The organism is Marinospirillum celere (assembly GCF_900112235.1).
In the GTDB taxonomy this organism is placed as follows: Bacteria; Pseudomonadota; Gammaproteobacteria; order Pseudomonadales; family Halomonadaceae; genus Marinospirillum; species Marinospirillum celere.
In genome coordinates this window covers 232272-250418 of sequence record NZ_FOLH01000003.1, presented here as the reverse complement: position 1 = coordinate 250418, position 18147 = coordinate 232272, and the positions used below count along the sequence as shown (strand labels likewise).

The following is an 18147-nucleotide window of genomic DNA, read 5'->3' as shown; positions in this document are numbered from 1 at the left end:
CTTTAATCAAGGCTGTTAGTTTTACGTAATTTTGTAGACTTTCGCAAGCACCTGCTTATTGGATCACAAATTTAATAGTGGCGTTAACGTTTTGGCTATCGTCTTTGTTGGCCAGTTAGGCTAGCCTAGCAGGCTGGAAATTTATAAACTTGAAAATATTAAGACCTAAAGGCCCTTAGGGAGAGGAAAATGCGCTTACCCCTGCTTAGTTTGCTGCTGGTTGTCAGCTTGATGTTGCCAGCTCAGTTATTTGCACAGGATCCGGAGCCTTCTGGTGATATTTATTATTTGCAGCTCTCTCCGGGGTTTGTAACCAACTATGGTGGACCGGGACGGCTTAAGTACCTGAAAGCAGATATTACCCTTGAGCTGGGTAGTGCTCGCGCTTATCAGGCCGTTGAGCAACATCGGCCTTTGGTTCGCAATACCATCGTTCTTAACCTGGCGCGGCAATCAGAGAACAATGTGGTGACTTCACGCGGCCAGGAAAGAATTCGCAGTGAATTGAAAGAAGCCCTTAACCGGGTATTGAAAGAAGAAATCGGTGCTGAAGTGGTTCAGGATGTCCTCCTGACCAACTTTATTTGGCAAAACTAAGAGCTTAGTAACTCCCTAAGCTGCTTCCAGGGAAATAAAAGCTGAGTCCTTCACTGGCTGATAGCTGAAAGCTTTCTTCATGAACCCTGTTGGTTTTAGTGTCAACGAGCAGGCGTTGCAGGGGTAGGGGGCCAAGGATTTCCAAGGCGTCATCAGAAACTTCTGAACCGGCCAGCTTTTGTACCTGGCGTTTTAGCAGCTGGTCTTTGAGCCAGGGTAGGCGATAGCCGAAGCCTGCCAGCATTGCTCTTCGGGTAAGCTTGCTGCTGATCAGGCAATGCAGCACCGCCAGCAGGCGGCGCTCTAACCTTAACAGCCTGAAAAAATCTAATACTGAAGAAGCTTTTTGCTCATCCAACCGGAAAGTAAAGTAGCGCACCTCTGCTTGCTTATCCTCTACTTGGAAGCCATAGCCTTTAAGCGGAAATACTAAGTAATCCAGTCCATAGCCCATCTTGTGGGCCAGCTTGAGCGTTGTTGCCCCTGCTGCGACCCAAACCAGTGGAGCCTGGAAATACTTGTCATGGTTGCTTTTAGCGAGATAGTTGCCATCGGGTGTGCGGCGCAGATCAATAATCGGCGCTGCTTCGACCAGATCAAGAGTGGTCTTGCCAAGCTCTAAGTTTCTACTGGCTTCAACGGTAACGGGTGGAAAACCAGACCGGCTGTCGATGACTGCCAGTTTGCCAATATTTTCCGGTAGTTGTTTTAGGAGTTCGGCTGCTTGCTGGCCTCCGCCGATAATAAGTAAATCGTAGCTGGCTGTGACTGTCATGGTCTGCACTTCCTCGTAAGTCCTTCTGACTGGATAGCAATCTTGATAGTTTTATTGGCTTAAGCTTTGCTGTAAAGAGTAGAGCTGATCGGCTGCCGCTTCCAGGTTTTTTCCCCAGGCGACCAGGCCATCCTGGTGCCCTAGAAGTGTCAGAAACCCACTCGGCTGCCTAGCACTTTGCCCCAAAGCCTGAGCCATGGCAGGAGTACCATAGCTGATTTCAGAGGAAATAGTAGCCTGAGGGTCTTTGCAGGTTAGTTGCCAGAGTTGCGGGCTGTGAATATGAATCACCGCTCCGGCTTCGGGTAGCGCTTGATAGATAGCAGCATGAGTGAGGGCTTCTGAAGAAGGAGAATGCTGGCCTTGGGCAAGGAGGCGGTTGTTGTCAGGGTCAGCGCTGACAACCAGAGGCCAGTGCTCACTGTCAAGCTGCTGAAGATGTCCGGTTTGGCTGGCGGTGATGATGAAAGCATGGGGGTGCGGGTCCTGCGGATAGCGCAGACTCAGATTGCCAAACCCCAGGCCTTGATAGCGTTGAGGGTTTTGCCCCATCCAGCCAGCTTCAAGCATCTTGTCACGCCAGTGGTTGAGCTTCTGCAACACGGCCGCTGGCCAGAGCTGTTGCTTCTCTTTCAGCTCGCATAGATATTGAATGACACCTTCTTTTTCGTTCACTGTGCTCACTGACTTAACCTCATAGACAAATCCAGGCTTTTGATATCTTTAGTCAGGGTTCCCAGAGAAATATAGTCAACCCCTGTCTCAGCAACAGCGACTAGCTTTTCACGGTCAATGCCACCACTGGCTTCGAGTTTACAGCGGCCTTGAACCCAGGCAACAGCATCGCGTGTGGCTTCCAGAGAAAACTCATCCAGCATTATGATATCGACTTGAGCGACCAGGGCTTCTTCCAGTTCAGTGGTGTTTTCAACCTCAACTTCTACAGGTTTTCCAGGTGCGAGTTGACGGGCCCGATCAACGGCGGCCTGAATGCCACCCGCAGCGGCAATGTGATTTTCTTTGATCAGGAAGGCATCAAAAAGCCCTATGCGGTGGTTGTAGCAACCACCACAGGTTACTGCATATTTCTGAGCAAGGCGCAGCCCAGGCAGGGTTTTGCGAGTATCCAGCAGGCGCACCTGGGTATGAGCGACCAGATCGGCCAGCTCCCGACAATGGCTGGCAGTTGCCGAAAGGGTTTGTACGAAATTCAGGGCACTGCGTTCACCGGTTAGTAGGGCGCGTGCTGGGCCGCTGAGCTCAAAAAGGGTTTGATTGGCCTGCAGACGTTCGCCTTCTTCAACCTGAAGGTCAACAGTGACTCTTGAATCCAACTGGTGGAAAACTTCACGAACCCAGGGGCCGCCACAAAATACACCGGCTTGGCGGGTAATCACACGGGCTTTAGCCCTTTTGTCTGCAGCAATCAATTGGGCAGTCAGATCACCGCTACCCACATCTTCTTGCAGGGCCAGAGCAACCTGCTGGGCGAGAAGGTAAGTAGGTGGTGGTTGAATAAACTGCTGCATAGGAGGCTCCATGGATTGAAAAATAGCTGAGAGGCTGTGCATTATAAGAGGACTCAGGGCGCTTGGCTGCACCCTTAACTTTTAAATTTGTTGCAATTAAATCATGCAGATCTTCGAGCACTGGTTGCAGGAGGCGGAAACCTGCCCCTCGCCTCATTACAACACACGGCCAGACCCAGAGGATATCAGCCTGCTGGTGATCCATAATATAGCCTTGCCGCCAAAAACCTATGGGGGAGGTTGGATTGAAAAGTTTTTTCAGGGCCAGTTGCCGCCAACCGAGCATCCTTATTTTGAAAGTCTGGCCGGGGTCAGGGTTTCTGCACACCTGCTGATAGAGCGTACAGGTCGGTTGATCCAGTTTGTGGCGTTTAATCAGCGGGCTTGGCACGCAGGCCAGTCTTATTTTCAGGGTCGAGAGAACTGTAATGACTTTTCTATAGGTATAGAGATGGAAGGTTCGGACGACCAGCCCTATACTCAGGTGCAGTACCAGCAGTTGATCAAGGTGACCCGGTCACTGATGCATGTGTACCCGGGCATTACCCAGGAACGTATTTGCAGCCACGCAAGCTTGGCGCATGGCCGCAAAACTGATCCAGGTCCTGCGTTTGATTGGCAAAGTTACTTGGCGGAGCTCTAGGATGAAGTTTTTTGTAATGCTGGCAGTGCTTTTTTTACGTGAAATGCCGGGTCAGGGACCGATTCGGACTCTGGATAGGGCCTTTAGAGACTGGCAGCGGTGGGTGGCCGAACGCATGGGGTATGATCCTGGTGCTTCTGCCAGTTTTTTGGTCAGTATTCTGCCCTGGATTTTCTTGCTGTGGCTGCTGCTTTGGTGGGTGGAAGCTGCCTTTTGGTCTTTGTTTACCCTGCTGATACATCTGCTGATTGTCTTTTATGCACTGGGTAGACGCAGTGAGCTCCTGTGGGTGGAGCGCTATATGGTGGCCTGGCGCCAGGGAGATTTTCAGGCTGCTAGCTACTATGCCAAGGAAATCCTTGAAGATGATGAAATTGGTGAAGATCCCTGTCATCTGCACGCACGTGTTCAGTCCCGACTGACCTATTTTGCTTTTGACCGATTGTTTTTGGTGCTCTTCTGGTATCTATTGCTAGGACCTGTTGGCGCCTTGTTGGCCAGATTGAGTGAGCAGGCACTTGCCAATGCTCGTCAAGATTCCGAGCAGGGGTGTGATGAGCAGATAGAGCGCTTTCAGCGGGTTTTGGAATGGCCTGCAGCCCGCTTGCTGGGCTTGAGTTTAGCTCTGTTGGGGCGTCCACTCTTGGGTCTAAAACAGTTTATGGCGGATCTGTTGCGCTGGCAACTGCCTACTGAAGACTTTTTGAACCGTCAATTGCTGACTGGTTATGGTGTCGTTTCCAATGGTGATGAGGTGGCCGACGTTTGTGTTCAGCGCCCTGAAATTATGACTGAGGAAGCGGACCAGGAATTATTGGAGCTAAAAGAACGCATTTGGAAGGCTTTGGCTCTTTGGGTTGCTATCACTGCCTTGGGTGTGATTTTCTGGGGATAGCTTACTCATCTGATTTTAAAGCCCTTTCTTCCAATTGAGCAGAAGGGGCTTTTATTTGGAAGTTTTTGTAGTAAAATTACAAGAAATTATAAAAGGATCTGAAGTCCTTGCTGGTATTGAGTTTTATGGTGCGCTGCAACATGAAAATAGCCAACTTTTCTGCTTACCTTAGGAGTGAAGTTCCTAAGGCAGCGTACATGAACCCGGTTTTTACCCGATTTTTTCTGGCCTGATCTTATTGAGCTGTAGTCAGGCTACATTGTTGTTTTTATCCCAACTATAAGTGGAGATCTTTATATGAATCAGGAGGTAAAAGACCTGGACCCAGTGGAAACTCAGGAATGGCTGGAGTCCCTGGATTCGGTACTTACCCATGAGGGTGAAGAAAGAGCCAAATTTTTATTAACTCAGCTTGCTGATCGCATGCGTCGTGATGGTTCTCAGCTGCCTTTCTCCATCACTACCCCCCATCGTAATACCATCCCTGTTCATCGCGAAGCCCGGATGCCGGGTGACCTATTCATGGAAAGACGTGTCCGTTCATTGGTTCGTTGGAATGCTATGGCTATGGTTATGCGCGCCAACAAGGCCAAGCCAGGTATAGGTGGACACATCTCCAGCTTTATGTCGAGTGCGACCCTTTATGATGTGGGCTTCAACTACTTTTTCCGTGCTCCCAAGGATGAGTTTGAAGGGGATTTGGTTTACTTCCAGGGTCATGGTGCCCCTGGTGTTTATGCCCGGGCTTTTCTTGAAGGTCGTCTGAGCGAGAAGCAGCTGGATAACTTCCGCCAGGAAGTGGATGGAGAGGGGCTTTCTTCCTATCCTCACCCCTGGCTGATGCCTGATTTCTGGCAGTTCCCGACGGTTTCCATGGGCCTTGGACCCATTCAAGCCATTTACCAGGCCCACGTCATGAAGTATCTGGATTCACGTGAGCAAAAACCCATGCTGGATCGTAAAATCTGGTGCTTTATGGGTGACGGCGAATGTGATGAGCCTGAATCTCTGGGAGCGATTTCCCTGGCTGGTCGTGAAAATCTGGATAACCTGATTTTTGTGGTTAACTGTAACCTGCAGCGCCTCGATGGCCCGGTTCGTGGCAATGGCCGGATTATGGATGAGCTGGAAGGCGTCTTCCGTGGTGCTGGTTGGAATGTCATCAAGGTTGTTTGGGGCCGTCATTGGGACCCGCTGTTTGAAAAGGATACCAAAGGCTTGATGCAGAAACGCATGGACGAAGTAGTTGATGGTGAATACCAGAACTACAAAGCCAGCGGTGGTGCTTATACCCGTGAAAACTTCTTCGGTGAGTACCCTGAACTAAAAGAAATGGTCAAGGATCTGACGGATGACGATATCTATGCCCTGAACCGCGGCGGCCATGATCCCTACAAGGTTTATGCGGCTTACCATGAGGCGGTAAATAATGCCAATGGTCGTCCAACAGTCGTGCTGGCGCATACTGTTAAAGGCTATGGTACGGGTGATGATGGCGAAGCAAAAAATGACACCCACTCGGTCAAGTCTCTGCAGTTGGAAACGCTAAAAAAATTCCGTGATCGCTTTGGTATTCCCTTGAGTGATGAGCAGCTGGAAGACGTTCCCTTCTACAAGCCAGCTGATGACAGTCCGGAAATGAAGTACATGAACCGGACGCGTGAAGAGTTAAACGGTTATCTGCCAGCACGCCGTTCTGACTTTGAATCTCTGCAAACCCCTGAACTTAAGGACAAAACCTTTGACGCCATGCTGCAGGGCTCCAAAGGGCGCGAAATTTCATCAACTATGGCTTTCGTGCGCATCCTGACCGGTTTGGCTAAAGACAAGAAGATTGGTCAGCGTATCGTGCCCATCGTTCCCGATGAGGCGCGTACCTTTGGTATGGAAGGCATGTTCCGCCAGTTGGGTATCTACACGTCTGAAGGTCAAAAGTACAAGCCTGAAGATGCTGGTCAGATTATGTTCTACAAAGAAGATAAGAAGGGCCAGATTCTTGAAGAAGGTATCACCGAAGCTGGCGCCATGTCGGCCTGGATAGCAGCCGCAACCAGCTACAGTAACAACAACTATCCTTTGGTGCCCTTTTACATCTACTACTCAATGTTTGGTTTCCAGCGTATCGGTGACCTGGCTTGGGCCGCAGGTGACATGCAGGCAAGAGGCTTTTTGGTCGGGGGTACAGCCGGGCGCACTACTCTCAATGGTGAGGGTTTGCAGCATCAGGACGGCCACAGTCACCTGCTGTCCGGCACTATTCCCAACTGCCGTAGTTATGACCCTACCTACAGCTATGAGCTGGCGGTGATCATTCAGGACGGCCTCAAGCGGATGTATGAAGACAAGGAAAATTGCTTCTACTATCTGACCGTGATGAATGAAAACTACGAGCATCCAGAGCTGCCCGACCGTAAAGGCATTGAGGAAGAAATCATCAAGGGTATGTACCTGCTGAAAGAAGGTGGCAAGAGCAAGCAGAAAGTGCAGCTCTTGGGCTCAGGTACGATTTTGCGTGAAGTAGAAGCTGCGGCGGAGTTACTGAAAGCTGACTTTGGCGTTGAAGCTGACATCTGGAGTGCAACCAGCTTTAACGAGCTGCGTCGTGAAGCTCTGGCTGTTGAGCGCCACAACTTCCTTAACCCTGAAGCTGAACAGAAAAAAGCTTTTATTACCCAACAGCTGGAAGGACGTCAAGGACCGGCCATAGCAGCAACAGATTACATGAAATTGTTTGCTGATCAGGTACGTGCCTGGGTGCCGACCGATTACAAGGTACTGGGTACGGATGGTTATGGCCGTTCAGATACGCGTGAGAAGCTGCGCCATTTCTTTGAAGTAGATCGTTACTTTGTGGTAGTGGCAGCTCTCAAGGCCCTGGCTGACCGAGGTGAAATTGAGCCCAAGAAAGTCACCGAGGCCATTAAAAAATACGGTATCAACCCTGAAAAATGCGATCCTCTGCTCTGCTGAGGCCAGCCGGGTGCGAATTGACTGGCCCAAGGGGCCAGTCCTGACCGAATTTTAAGGAGTAAAGCCTTGAGTAATGAAATTATAAAAGTACCTGATATCGGCGGTAATGAAGAGGTTGAGGTTATTGAACTCAACGTTCAGCCAGGTGATCGGGTCGAAGAAGAAGATACCTTGATCGTTCTGGAATCCGATAAGGCCAGCATGGATATCCCTAGCCCCAAATCCGGCGTGGTTAAAAAACTGCTGGTTAAGGAAGGCGATAAGGTTAAAGAAGGCAGCGATATTCTGGAATTGGAAGTAGAGGGATCCTCGGGAGGCACAGAGGAAGACAAAGCCGCGCCTGCTGAAGAAAAGGCACCTGAGCCAGAGGCAGAAAAAGCCGCTGCTTCCAAACAGGAAGAAACCGCTCAGCCAGCTGCAAAAGCAAGCAGTAAAGAAGAAATCCGGGTGCCTGATCTGGGCGGCCATGATCAAGTTGAGATTATTGAGGTCGCTGTAAAAGCAGGGGATTCCCTCAACGAAGAAGACCCCTTGATTACCCTGGAAACCGATAAGGCCACCATGGATGTGCCCAGTCCTTTCACTGGCAAGCTATTGGAGCTGCTGGTTAAAGAAGGTGACAAGGTCTCCGAAGGGGATTTGATCGGTTATATGCAGGCTGAAGGTGCGGGTCAGGCAGCTGAACCCACAGCTGCGGCTGCCTCAACTGAAAAGGCCGCTGACAAGCCAGCAGAAAAACCGGCACCTCAAGCCGCTGCCCCTGCTTCAGCGCCGGCGGCATCTCAGCCTTCGGCCATTGCAGACAAGCCTGCCAAATCGGTTCATGCAGGCCCTGCGGTACGTATGCTGGGACGTGAATTGGGTGTTGATCTGGCCCAGGTTAAGGGTAGCGGTCCCAAGGGACGTATTCTGAAAGAAGACCTGCATGCCTATGTTAAGCAGGTGATGCAGCAAGCCCAGCAAGGTGGCGGTGCTGCAGCGGCTTCAGGTGGCGCAGGTATTCCACCTGTCCCCGTACAGGATTTCAGCCAGTTTGGTGAGATTGAAGAAAAGCCCATGGGTCGCCTGCTGAAGGCGGGTGCCGTCAATCTGCATCGCTCCTGGTTGAATGTGCCTCATGTGACTCAATTTGACCAGGCCGATATCACTGAGCTAGAAAGCTTCCGCAAATCAGTCAAGGCTGAAGCGGAAAAGCAGGGTGCCAAGTTGACACCTCTGCCTTTCATCATCAAAGCCTGTGCTTTGGCTCTGCAGACCTACCCTCAGTTCAATGTTTCTCTAGGTGCCTCTGGTGATACTCTGATCTGGAAGAAGTACATCAACATAGGTTTCGCAGTGGATACACCTGATGGTCTTCTGGTCGCAGTGGTCAAGGATGTGGATAAGAAGAGTATCTATGATCTGGCGCGGGAAACCGCCGATCTGGGTGCACGCGCTCAAAAGAAACAGCTGAAAGGCGATGACATGAAAGGCAGCTGCTTTACCATCTCCTCTCTGGGTTCTATTGGCGGCACAGCCTTTACACCTATCGTTAACGCGCCGGAAGTCGCCATTTTGGGTGTTTCCAAGGCAAGTATGCAGCCGGTTTGGGATGGTAGTAAATTTGAACCCCGTCTGATGCTTCCACTGTCCTTGTCCTATGATCACCGGGCAATCAATGGTGCTGATGCGGCTCGATTTACCAGCTTCCTGTCCCAGCAGCTAGGTGATATTCGCAAGATGCTTCTCTAGTCTGTAAAGACAGCTAGAGGGAGTTCATTAAAAGGCCTTACCTTTAAAAAGGGTTAGGCCTTTTTTTGTACTGGTTGTAAGGTATTGAATCTGAAAGGCTTGATAAATTACTTCAAAAAAAAAGTAAAACATGCGTTTGATTTTTTCTTGGCTTTCGCTAAGGTAGGGGTAGTGTCCTGTGGCCAAATGGCCGCAAACAAAAACAAAAGGACAAACGAGAGGGCTTAAGCAATGCTTAATCTGCTGTTGCAACCAGGCATGGCCTTAATGAACCGTCTGGCCTATTTTTCCAAATTTTCTTTGGTGGCAATTCTATTTCTGCTACCGATGCTGCTATTGAGCAGCATCCAGATTCAGCAGCTTTGGAGTGATCTTCGTCAAATCCAAAGAGAAAGAGCCGGCTTGGAGCTTCAGGGGTTAACACTTGATCTTGCAGCAGCAGCGGAAGATTACCGCGACCTGGCTTCACTATTGGAAACCCGTGACCTCCCAGAAGTTATGGAGCGTTCTGACGAGGCCAAAACTCATTGGTTGAATATTCATGAGCAGCTTGTGGAGCTGAGTAGCGAACTTCTTGCGGCTTCCAATTTAAATGCCAACTTGAATGTTCTCCGCGAGCAAGCCGAAACCCTGTTCAATGAAGACCCTCGCTTAGGTAATTTCAGCCTTGCTTTGGCTCATTATCAGCCTCTGGTGATCAGTTCTCAGCGTGTTCTTCAGGAGATCAGACAAAGTAGTGATCTGATGCGTGACTCCCGTACTGAAATCCAGCTATTGCAGATGCTCTTGACCACAGAGCTGCCTTTGCTTCTGGAAAGTGTTGGCACAGGGCGCAGCTATGGCAATCTGGCTCTACTGCAGGAGTACATGGACTCAAGAACCAGCACCGAACTTGAAGGCGTTCTGGATGATCTGGGTCGACAGGATGAAAACTGGCAATCTCTTTTGGATAGTCTGGCATTTCGTGCGCCTGAACTGGCAGAGCGTTTGGAGGTTCTAGGCGATGAGGTGAGCCAAGGTTTATTGGACTTCCAGGAAGTTCTGGAAGATCAGGTGGTATTTGCGATAGGTCTGGATGAGCCTTGGGAAGAGTTTTACGAGGAAAGCCAGCAGGTACGGGATCTTTTGGTAAGCGTGGGTAACCGCTTGCTGGGTGAAGCTGACCAGATACTCGCCTCAGCGGAAACCGGCCAGAACCGTAACCTGTTTTTGATGGGAAGCCTGCTTACGTTTCAACTCTTAATTATTGCTTATCTATACACCTGCTTCTATGTCTCCATGCATAGCAATATGCGCAGTCTGTTGAAAAGCGTCAGAAGCTTTGCAGAAGGTGATCTGCGTACGACACCTCAGGCCAGTACCAAGGATGAAATGGGTACTCTAACCGAAGCCTTTGCACAGATGTCGCAACGCATGCGCGAACTGGTCAGTATGGTGGGGGCTAGCGCTGAGCAGGTTAGTAGTCAGGCCGGCCAGGTATCGAGTAATGCCGATACGGCTCGAAGCACAAGTGAGCAGCAGCAGGCGGAAACCGAGCAGGTTGCCACTTCGATGAATGAGATGACGGCAACAGCAACTGAGGTTGCAGAACATGCTGTTTCGGCAGCGACTACTGCTGCCACTGCTCGGGAGAAAGCCGAGCAGGGTCAGCAGGTGGTTGGTGAGATGCGTGATCGTATGCAACGCCTGGCTTTGGCCTTGCAGGATGCAGGTGAAGCCGGCCACTCTTTGGTAGAAAGAAGTAGCCGAATTGGTGAAGCTTTGGAAGTGATTCGCGGTATTGCCGAGCAAACCAACCTGCTGGCCTTGAATGCTGCCATTGAAGCAGCCAGGGCCGGCGATGCCGGGCGGGGCTTTGCAGTGGTTGCTGATGAAGTGCGCTCCTTGGCTAGTCGAACTCAAAATTCCACCCATGAAATTGCAGAAATCATTGCTGATCTGCACCAAGGCGTGGATGGTGTAGTCAGCCATATCGACAAAAGCCGTGAGCGTGCCGAGCAGACAGCTGAACAGTCTGAGCAAGTGGATGCCAGCCTAGCTGCTATTCTGGAAGGTGTTACCGCGATAGATTCCAAGAGTCAGCAAATTGCTGCCGCAGCAGAAGAACAGTCAGCGGTGGCCAGTGAAATTGATGCTAATCTGGAGCGGATTAGGGATGGTAGTGATGCCAGTGCCCAGGGAGCACAGGAAACGGCAGCCTCTAGCCGTGCCTTGACTGCAACCACTGAAGAGCTGCAAGAGGCGATCAGCGTTTTTAAAATCTCCTGATCTACTCGCCTTATGTCTTAGTCCCTGATGCTTGTCAGCTGAGGGGACTCCCTGTATTGTCCCTAAATCTGAAATTATTCAACCAATAAAATCAATTTTAAAATAAAACAAACGATTAAGGAGACATGCATGCGCCTAATTCTGTTGGGTCCGCCCGGAGCTGGTAAAGGAACCCAAGCTCAATTTATCTGTGAAGCCTTTGGAATTCCTCAGATCTCTACTGGTGACATGCTGCGTGCAGCCGTTAAAGAAGGAACCGAGCTGGGTCTGAAAGCTAAAGAAATCATGAATTCTGGTGGTTTGGTTTCAGACGATATTATTATCGGCTTGGTTAAGGATCGTATTTCTCAGCCAGATTGTGCAAAGGGTTTCCTGTTTGATGGTTTTCCGCGCACCCTACCCCAGGCTGATGCTATGAAAGAAGCCGGTGTGAAACTGGACAATGTTGTCGAAATTGCTGTCGATGACGAAGAGATCGTTCAGCGTATGTCCGGTCGTCGTGTTCACCCTGCATCAGGTCGTACCTACCACATCATCCATAACCCACCCAAGGTGGAAGGTAAGGATGATGTTACCGGTGATGATCTGATCCAGCGTGAAGATGATAACGAAGATACAGTTCGCCATCGTCTGGCTGTTTATCATGAGCAGACAGCGCCTTTGGTTGAGTACTACCAGGCTTGGGCTCGCCAGGACCCTAAGCAGGCACCTGTATATACCTGTGTTAAAGGTATTGGCAGTGTCGAAGCCATTCGTGAACAGGTCCTTAAGGCCTTGGGTCAGTAATTAGCTGGATCCTGCACACACCAAGAGGCCTGAAAGTTCAGGCCTCTTTTTTTAGATGCTGGTATACTGCCCGCCATTCATTAGCCGCCTTGTGATACTGATTTATGAGTAAAATCCTTGCCCTGGATACGTCATCTGATGCTTGCTCGGTAGCCCTGTGGAATGAAGGGACAGTCACCGCAGACTTTCAGATGCTACCCCGCCAGCATGCTCAAGCCCTTTTGCCCCAGTTAGGACAGCTACTGGCTGATTCCGGAGTGCGTTTGGAAGAATTGGATGCCCTGGCCTTTGGTCGGGGACCGGGTTCTTTTACCGGTCTGCGTATCGCTGCTGCCACTGCACAAGGCTTGGCTCTGGCCAGGGATTTGCCGCTCTTGCCCCTGTCAACCCTGCAAGCCCTTGCCTTGAGTGCCCAGAAGAAATACTTTGCCCGTAAAATTCTGACCCTCTTGGATGCCCGGATGGATGAGGTCTACTGGTGTGCTTGGCAAGCCGGCTCCGGTGCTCCTCAGGCCTTAATTGAAGAAAGTCTGGCCAAGCCTGAAGCGGTGTTGCCTCCAGAGCTGGGTGAGGACTGGTTGCTAGTTGGCTCAGGTGCTGTCTACAGTGACCGCTTGCCACCCGTGTTACGCAGCCAAATTCAACAAGAGATCCCCGAACTCTATCCCGATGCTGCTGCTTTGGTTTACTTGGCTGCCGAAGCTTGGGAAGCTGGCCAGGCCGTTGATGCTGCTGAAGGTCAGCCGATTTATTTGCGAGACCAGGTCACCGGTTAAGGGAGCGAGACATGCATTTTTTGGAAAAGAAAATTCCCCCTTTGTTGCTTTTGATTGGTTTTTTGCTTCTGCTTTGGACCTTGGAAGCCATCACTCCAGTTTATGAAGTGCATCAGCCGGTGAGTTGGATTATTACTTTAATGATGCTGCTTGCGGGGAGCTACTTTTGCCTGGCAGGAATCAGTGCTTTCAAGAAGGCACGGACGACGGTTGACCCGCGCACCCCTGAAAAGACCAGCGAGCTGGTTACCGAGGGTGTGTATCGCATTACCCGCAACCCCATGTATGTTGGTTTTGGCTGTTTTCTGGCGGCTTGGGGAGCCTGGTTGGCTTCGCCCTGGTTACTACTGGTTTTGCCACTCTTCCTGGGTTATTTGCACCTGTTTCAAGTGCTTCCTGAAGAGGCTGTTTTGGAAGAAGCCTTTGGCGAAGACTATCTGAACTATAAGGCCAAAGTGCCTCGTTGGATGTAAGTCCTCTTTATTGGATGGTCAAAACTCCAAGCTTGCGTTAAAGTTGAGCTTATTAAGGTCGATAGTTAGTAAACAGCCAGCGCTTAACCCAAGGAGTGTTCATGCGCGTTCAGGGTCCCTTACAAGCCCCCTTACCGCCACCCCGCAGGCGTAAAGAGGCAACAGACAAAACGCCACTGCCAGCGCAGACTCAACCAGAGGTTATTCGCTTGGCACCAGAAATGGATTATATTTCTGGCGAAGAAACGCCTGCCTGGGATGATCGGGAGCTTTCCCATTCAGCACGCCGTGCGCTTCAGGGTTACTGGTCAGTTGCTCACCAAGGCCATCTTTGGGCAGAGTGGCGGCGCATAGATCTCTACGTTTGATGTTAATGACTTCCTCTGCTGCTGATTCGGCAGCTGCTCAGTATTGGGCAAACCTTCTTGATCTTCCCCTGGTACTCGAACCGCCAGCCTCTGGTTACTATTTACTTCTGGATGCCCAAGGCCTGGCTTTGGCCTCTGCCGAGGCTTCTAAAACCCATCCGGTACGCGTTGATTTTACCGCTGGCTCAACAGCTCACCGCCGTATGTATGGCGGTGGGCGAGGTCAGGCACTTGCCAAGGCTTGTGGACTCAAGCCAGGAATAACGCCCCGAGTATTGGATGCGACCGCTGGCTTGGCAGGTGATGCTTTTGTGCTGGCTTGTCTGGGCTGTGAGGTTTTAGCTGTTGAACGTCACCCTTGGGTCGCCGCTTTGGTGAGTGATGCTAAGCAAAGAGGAAGGCAAGCGGATCCTGAGTTGGCTTTGATACTTGAACGGCTTCACTTGGTTCAGGGGGATGCCATCCAGGATATGGCCAAGCTGGCACAGCAGATGGCTTTTCAACCTCAGGTGATTTATCTGGACCCCATGTTTCCGCAGGACGGCAAAGGGGCCCAGGTTAAAAAAGAAATGCAGTTCTTTCGTGAGCTGGTCGGCAAGGATAAGGATGCTGACCAATTGCTGACTAGTGCCCTGGACTTGGCCAGCCATAGGGTGGTTGTGAAACGGCCGCGCAAGGCCCCAGCTTTGGCTGGACGTGAGCCAGGACTAACCTTAACCGGTAAGGCCAACCGCTTTGATATTTATCCCCTCAAATCACTCGCCCGTTAACAAGGGGCTGGATTGACCTGCGGTTAAACTGAGCAGGCGGTGCCTGAGCTGTGGATCAAACAGCTGGCGACCCCGGCTCATGGCATCCACGAGCTGTTCATCAAAGGTCAGCTTGGCTTGGGTGTTTTCTTGTAGCCAATCCAGTTTGATCAGGAGTTCCAGAGCCTGCTCAAACAAGCGGCTATCTGCAAATTCGGGAGAGTTAAGGCCTTGCAAGAGGGTGAGGCGCTGGGCCATTTGCTGAGTGCGCTTGACCAGTTCGTCACGGCTTAACTCACCGCTACCTTCCCTTTCCAGTAATCCCAAGAGTAGATAAATTCTTTCCAAGGTGGGCTGAACCAGTTGGGCCAGCAACCGCAGTCGCATATGGCTGCCCAGTTGTTCAGCAGGCTTTTGCCATTTGCCATCTTGCGTTTTTTCCAGCAAGCCCAGCTCAGCCAGTTGATTGAGGGTTTGCAGCAGGCGCAGGTTGAGTTCTTCGTCATTCCAGGGCAGAAAGAATTCACGGGCCAGCAAGGGATAAACACTGGCGGCCTGCTGGTAGATCTGCTCGCTGGTGACTTCCTTTTGATTGATAAACAAAAAGGCGACCAGGCTTGGTAGAGCAAAGAGGTGGAGGATATTATTGCGATACCAGGTCAGCAAAATGCCCTGGCGCTCATCACAGCGATAAATGGGTCCCAGAGGATGCCCAAGACGTTCGATAAAGCCCAGGTGCTCACAGGTCTCTATCCAGTGTTGAGGCTGACCAGCGGGCTGCTGGGCGACCCCTGCCATGCCTGCCAGTGCGGAGAGGGTTTCCAGTTGAGCCTGAAGATTGTCTGCTTCCAGCGCCCTATGGCTACTGGCCAGCAGGGCCACAGCAACCAGATTGACGCGATTGAGGGTGGCTGCCTGGTTGATTCTGGTCGCCAGAGTTAGGCCCAGATAGGCAACAGCTTCATGGCTATCCAGATCATTCAGATGCTTGAGCGTTTGCCCTTCTAAAGCCAGAGGTTGGCCAAAGCTGACATCGACCTGGCCAAATTCCTGTTTCAGGCTACGCAGCATCCGCAGTAAATCCAGTGGCGACTCTTTTTTCTTGGTTTTTCCTTTCAGCTCATGCAGGTAAGTTGAGCCTTCGAGCACTTTTTCATAGCCGACATAGACAGGAATCAACAACAAGGGTTTTTTGGTTCCTCTTTGGGCGGCCTTGAGTGTCATGGCCAGAAGGCCAGGACGTGGCGGCAGGGTACGTCCAGTTCTTGAGCGTCCACCCTCAATGAAAAACTCTACGGGGTGGCCCTGATTGTAGAGTTGATAGAGGTATTCATTGAATACTTTTGAGTAAAGGGGGTTGTCTTTGAAGCTGCGGCGCATAAAAAAGGCCCCGCCGCGTCTGAGCAGAGGCCCAATCAGAGGCATATTGAGATTAATGCCTGCAGCGATATGGGGAGGCATGAGTCCCTGTTTGAACAGCAGATAAGAGAGGAGTAGATAATCGATATGGCTGCGGTGGCAGGGTAGGTAAACCAGAGTGTATTGGCCTGCTTGGTCACGCAACTGTTCAAGCCCGGTTACTCTTACGCCGTCATAAAGGCGGTTCCAAAGGCTGGATAGCAGGCGGTCCAAAACCAGTAGAACCGGGTAGGAAACGTTGGATGCTATTTCATTAAAATAGCGCAGGGCCAGGTCCTGAGCTTTTTTTTGTGAGCTGGTTTTTGCTTCCTGGGCCAGAGCTTCACGAACCTGAGCACTGGCCATTAGAGTATTACGTTGGGTGCGCCTATGCGATAAGTCTGGACCGAGAATCCGGGTTCTGGCTCTGCGAAAGTAGAGTCTAAGCAGACGCAAACTCTTCTCTGCAGCAAATTCAACCCCCCGTTGATCCAGTTGCTGCTGATTCACAACCTCGCGCGGATTGAGAGGTGCGCCCATTTCAACCCAGAGCTGGCGACCATGAAGGATAACGGTCAGGAAACGCCGGATACCACCCATGAACGCCCAGGTATCGGCGGTTAGAATTTTAACCAGGGGTTCTTCCCGACCGGGTGCTCGACCCCAGTAGAAACTAACCGGTATAACCTGAACCTGGCGCTCGGGGTCTTCTTGTAGGCTCTGCCAGAGTTGATAAAGGTCATCACGGGTTTGTGGCCCCAGGTGACTCTTCCACCAGGGGGGTGCCTGCTCTAAAAACAACAAGCGGTTGCTGGAAGCCGCCGGTAGTTGCTGCTTTTTGGTAAGGTGCTCAAGCAACAGGGGTTCGGTCAGGTTGCTACGGGCCAGTAGATAGTAGGTCTCTCTATCCGTTTCAATAGCCTTGGGCTCTTGAATAAAACGGGCCTTGGTCCAAAGTAACAGGGGCCAGCTGATGAGCTTGCGGGCCGGGTAGGTCAGAGGCTTGAGCAGTTGGTTGAGCATGGTTGTTGTAATCACAAAGAGTAAGGAAGCCACCGTTAATGGCTAAACATTTTTCCTGGCGTGCTGGTAATCAGTTACAGCTCTTGGTGCAGGGCCAGGAGTTTTTTCCAGCCATGTTAACCGAGATAGATCAGGCAACTGAATATATTTTGCTGGAAGTGTATCTGGTTGAGTCCGGCCAGCAAACCCAGCTGTGGATTCAGCACCTGGTTGCAGCTTCACTGCGCGGTGTTCGGGTTGCCTTGCTGCTGGACAGCTTTGGTGCTGCCCAACTGAATGATGATGAGCGCTTGCAGTTGCTTGCAGCCGGAGTTCGTATTAACTGGTTTAATCCCCTGCATTGGCGCAAGGTCAGTCGTAACTTGATGCGTGATCACCGTAAATTGCTATTGGTGGATGGACGCATTGCTTTTACCGGTGGCTTTGGTTTGACTGATGACTTTGCGGGCAGCGAAGCAGCCTGGCAAGAGGTGGTGGTGAGAATCGAGGGGCCTTGTGTGGCTGACTGGCAAACCCTGTTTTGGCGAACCTGGCATCAGGCCCGAGGCCGAAAACTGGAGCTGCTTGCCTGCTCACCGCCTGCTCTTTACCGTCAGGGTGGTGAAGGCCGCTTGGTCTATGGGCAAGGCCTTTATTTGCACGCTATCAAGCTGTCGCTATTGAGAAATATTCAGCAGGCCAAACAGCAGATTTGGTTGGCTACGCCTTATTTTGCTCCCAGCAGGCGCTTGCGCCGTGCCCTGATGGCTGCTGCCCGTCGAGGTGTTGAGGTGCATCTACTTTTGCCAGGGCCAGAAACGGATCATCCCCCAGTTCGCTATGCTGGCCAAAGGTTTTATCAGAAGCTCCTGGCTGCCGGTGTGCAGATTTATGAATACCAACCCAGTTTTTTGCATGCCAAGGTTAGCCTTTGCGATGACTGGGCTTCGGTGGGGTCTTGCAATTTTGATCACTGGGGACTGCATTGGAATCTTGAAGCTAACCAGGAGGTATTGGATGCAGCTTTTGCCGAACAGGTTGAAAGCTGGTTTCAAGAGTGTCGGGCGCAAAGCCTTTGGTTGGATGCCGAGCTTTGGAAAAGGCGTTCGCGCCGACAAAAAATCAGGGAATATTTCTGGGGCCTGCTTGATGAAGTGATTCAGCGGTTTAAAAGCCCCAGCTAGCTG

Annotated in this window: 16 protein-coding genes; 12 read left to right on the top strand and 4 right to left on the bottom strand. The window is 51.1% G+C overall.

The window, feature by feature from the left end; all coding sequences use genetic code 11:
- Window positions 1-189: 189 nt before the first annotated feature.
- On the top strand, window positions 190-597 hold the full coding sequence (locus BM185_RS08230) for a flagellar basal body-associated FliL family protein (RefSeq protein WP_091961943.1): 408 nt from the start codon (window positions 190-192) through the stop codon (window positions 595-597).
- Window positions 598-601: 4 nt separating this feature from the next.
- On the opposite strand, the gene BM185_RS08225 is transcribed toward BM185_RS08230, so the two are convergent.
- From BM185_RS08225 to nadC, 3 genes are read right to left on the bottom strand one after another with little or no spacing between them, the layout of a single operon-like run.
- Window positions 602-1372, bottom strand: a complete 771-nt coding sequence (locus tag BM185_RS08225; RefSeq protein ID WP_091961941.1) for a hypothetical protein — start codon at window positions 1370-1372, stop codon at window positions 602-604.
- Between the two features lie 51 nt (window positions 1373-1423).
- On the bottom strand, window positions 1424-2056 hold the full coding sequence (locus BM185_RS08220) for a class II aldolase/adducin family protein (protein ID WP_091961938.1): 633 nt from the start codon (window positions 2054-2056) through the stop codon (window positions 1424-1426).
- Window positions 2053-2901, bottom strand: coding sequence for a carboxylating nicotinate-nucleotide diphosphorylase (gene nadC, locus BM185_RS08215; RefSeq protein ID WP_091961935.1), 849 nt, complete (start codon window positions 2899-2901; stop codon window positions 2053-2055). Before nadC ends, BM185_RS08220 begins: the two co-directional genes overlap by 4 nt.
- A gap of 103 nt (window positions 2902-3004) precedes the next feature.
- Between nadC and ampD the strand changes: the two genes are divergently transcribed.
- The 10 genes from ampD (at window position 3005) to BM185_RS08165 (ending at window position 14581) form a co-directional block, all read left to right on the top strand.
- Window positions 3005-3544, top strand: coding sequence for a 1,6-anhydro-N-acetylmuramyl-L-alanine amidase AmpD (gene ampD, locus BM185_RS08210; protein ID WP_091961932.1), 540 nt, complete (start codon window positions 3005-3007; stop codon window positions 3542-3544).
- 1 nt (window position 3545) lies between these two features.
- On the top strand, window positions 3546-4439 hold the full coding sequence (gene ampE / locus BM185_RS08205; protein ID WP_091961930.1) for a regulatory signaling modulator protein AmpE: 894 nt from the start codon (window positions 3546-3548) through the stop codon (window positions 4437-4439).
- A 297-nt stretch (window positions 4440-4736) separates the two neighbouring features.
- Entirely contained in the window at window positions 4737-7409 is a 2673-nt protein-coding gene (gene aceE, locus BM185_RS08200; RefSeq protein WP_091961928.1) for a pyruvate dehydrogenase (acetyl-transferring), homodimeric type, read from the top strand.
- Between the two features lie 66 nt (window positions 7410-7475).
- The gene (gene aceF / locus BM185_RS08195) at window positions 7476-9140 is read left to right on the top strand and encodes a dihydrolipoyllysine-residue acetyltransferase (RefSeq protein WP_091961927.1); all 1665 of its coding nucleotides are present in this window, start codon (window positions 7476-7478) and stop codon (window positions 9138-9140) included.
- A 231-nt stretch (window positions 9141-9371) separates the two neighbouring features.
- Window positions 9372-11408, top strand: coding sequence for a methyl-accepting chemotaxis protein (locus tag BM185_RS08190; protein WP_091961924.1), 2037 nt, complete (start codon window positions 9372-9374; stop codon window positions 11406-11408).
- 129 nt (window positions 11409-11537) lie between these two features.
- Window positions 11538-12194 (top strand): adenylate kinase, encoded by a 657-nt coding sequence (gene adk / locus BM185_RS08185; protein ID WP_091961921.1) that lies wholly within the window; start codon window positions 11538-11540, stop codon window positions 12192-12194.
- 104 nt (window positions 12195-12298) lie between these two features.
- Window positions 12299-12970, top strand: a complete 672-nt coding sequence (tsaB, locus tag BM185_RS08180) for a tRNA (adenosine(37)-N6)-threonylcarbamoyltransferase complex dimerization subunit type 1 TsaB (RefSeq protein ID WP_091961918.1) — start codon at window positions 12299-12301, stop codon at window positions 12968-12970.
- 11 nt (window positions 12971-12981) lie between these two features.
- Window positions 12982-13443 carry a methyltransferase family protein gene (locus BM185_RS08175; protein WP_091961914.1) on the top strand — a complete coding sequence of 154 codons (462 nt, stop codon included), beginning with the start codon at window positions 12982-12984 and terminating at the stop codon, window positions 13441-13443.
- Between the two features lie 101 nt (window positions 13444-13544).
- On the top strand, window positions 13545-13811 hold the full coding sequence (locus BM185_RS08170; RefSeq protein ID WP_091961911.1) for a hypothetical protein: 267 nt from the start codon (window positions 13545-13547) through the stop codon (window positions 13809-13811).
- 5 nt (window positions 13812-13816) lie between these two features.
- Window positions 13817-14581, top strand: a complete 765-nt coding sequence (locus BM185_RS08165) for a class I SAM-dependent methyltransferase (protein WP_218149418.1) — start codon at window positions 13817-13819, stop codon at window positions 14579-14581.
- On the opposite strand, the gene plsB is transcribed toward BM185_RS08165, so the two are convergent.
- Window positions 14567-16981 (bottom strand): glycerol-3-phosphate 1-O-acyltransferase PlsB, encoded by a 2415-nt coding sequence (gene plsB, locus BM185_RS08160; RefSeq protein WP_091962741.1) that lies wholly within the window; start codon window positions 16979-16981, stop codon window positions 14567-14569. The two genes, BM185_RS08165 and plsB, sit on opposite strands and share 15 nt — an antisense overlap.
- A 38-nt stretch (window positions 16982-17019) precedes the next feature.
- On the opposite strand from plsB, the gene BM185_RS08155 reads away from it, so the two are divergent.
- Window positions 17020-18144 carry a phospholipase D-like domain-containing protein gene (locus BM185_RS08155; RefSeq protein WP_091961905.1) on the top strand — a complete coding sequence of 375 codons (1125 nt, stop codon included), beginning with the start codon at window positions 17020-17022 and terminating at the stop codon, window positions 18142-18144.
- Window positions 18145-18147 lie beyond the last annotated feature (3 nt).

Coding starts and splice junctions, on each gene's coding strand:
- BM185_RS08230 (WP_091961943.1), top strand. CDS start 190: ATGCGCTTACCCCTGCTTAGTTTGCTGCTGGTTGTCAGCTTGATGTTG.
- BM185_RS08225 (WP_091961941.1), bottom strand. CDS start 1,372: ATGACAGTCACAGCCAGCTACGATTTACTTATTATCGGCGGAGGCCAG.
- nadC (WP_091961935.1), bottom strand. CDS start 2,901: ATGCAGCAGTTTATTCAACCACCACCTACTTACCTTCTCGCCCAGCAG.
- ampD (WP_091961932.1), top strand. CDS start 3,005: ATGCAGATCTTCGAGCACTGGTTGCAGGAGGCGGAAACCTGCCCCTCG.
- ampE (WP_091961930.1), top strand. CDS start 3,546: ATGAAGTTTTTTGTAATGCTGGCAGTGCTTTTTTTACGTGAAATGCCG.
- aceE (WP_091961928.1), top strand. CDS start 4,737: ATGAATCAGGAGGTAAAAGACCTGGACCCAGTGGAAACTCAGGAATGG.
- BM185_RS08190 (WP_091961924.1), top strand. CDS start 9,372: ATGCTTAATCTGCTGTTGCAACCAGGCATGGCCTTAATGAACCGTCTG.
- adk (WP_091961921.1), top strand. CDS start 11,538: ATGCGCCTAATTCTGTTGGGTCCGCCCGGAGCTGGTAAAGGAACCCAA.
- tsaB (WP_091961918.1), top strand. CDS start 12,299: ATGAGTAAAATCCTTGCCCTGGATACGTCATCTGATGCTTGCTCGGTA.
- BM185_RS08175 (WP_091961914.1), top strand. CDS start 12,982: ATGCATTTTTTGGAAAAGAAAATTCCCCCTTTGTTGCTTTTGATTGGT.
- BM185_RS08170 (WP_091961911.1), top strand. CDS start 13,545: ATGCGCGTTCAGGGTCCCTTACAAGCCCCCTTACCGCCACCCCGCAGG.
- BM185_RS08165 (WP_218149418.1), top strand. CDS start 13,817: ATGACTTCCTCTGCTGCTGATTCGGCAGCTGCTCAGTATTGGGCAAAC.
- plsB (WP_091962741.1), bottom strand. CDS start 16,981: ATGCTCAACCAACTGCTCAAGCCTCTGACCTACCCGGCCCGCAAGCTC.
- BM185_RS08155 (WP_091961905.1), top strand. CDS start 17,020: ATGGCTAAACATTTTTCCTGGCGTGCTGGTAATCAGTTACAGCTCTTG.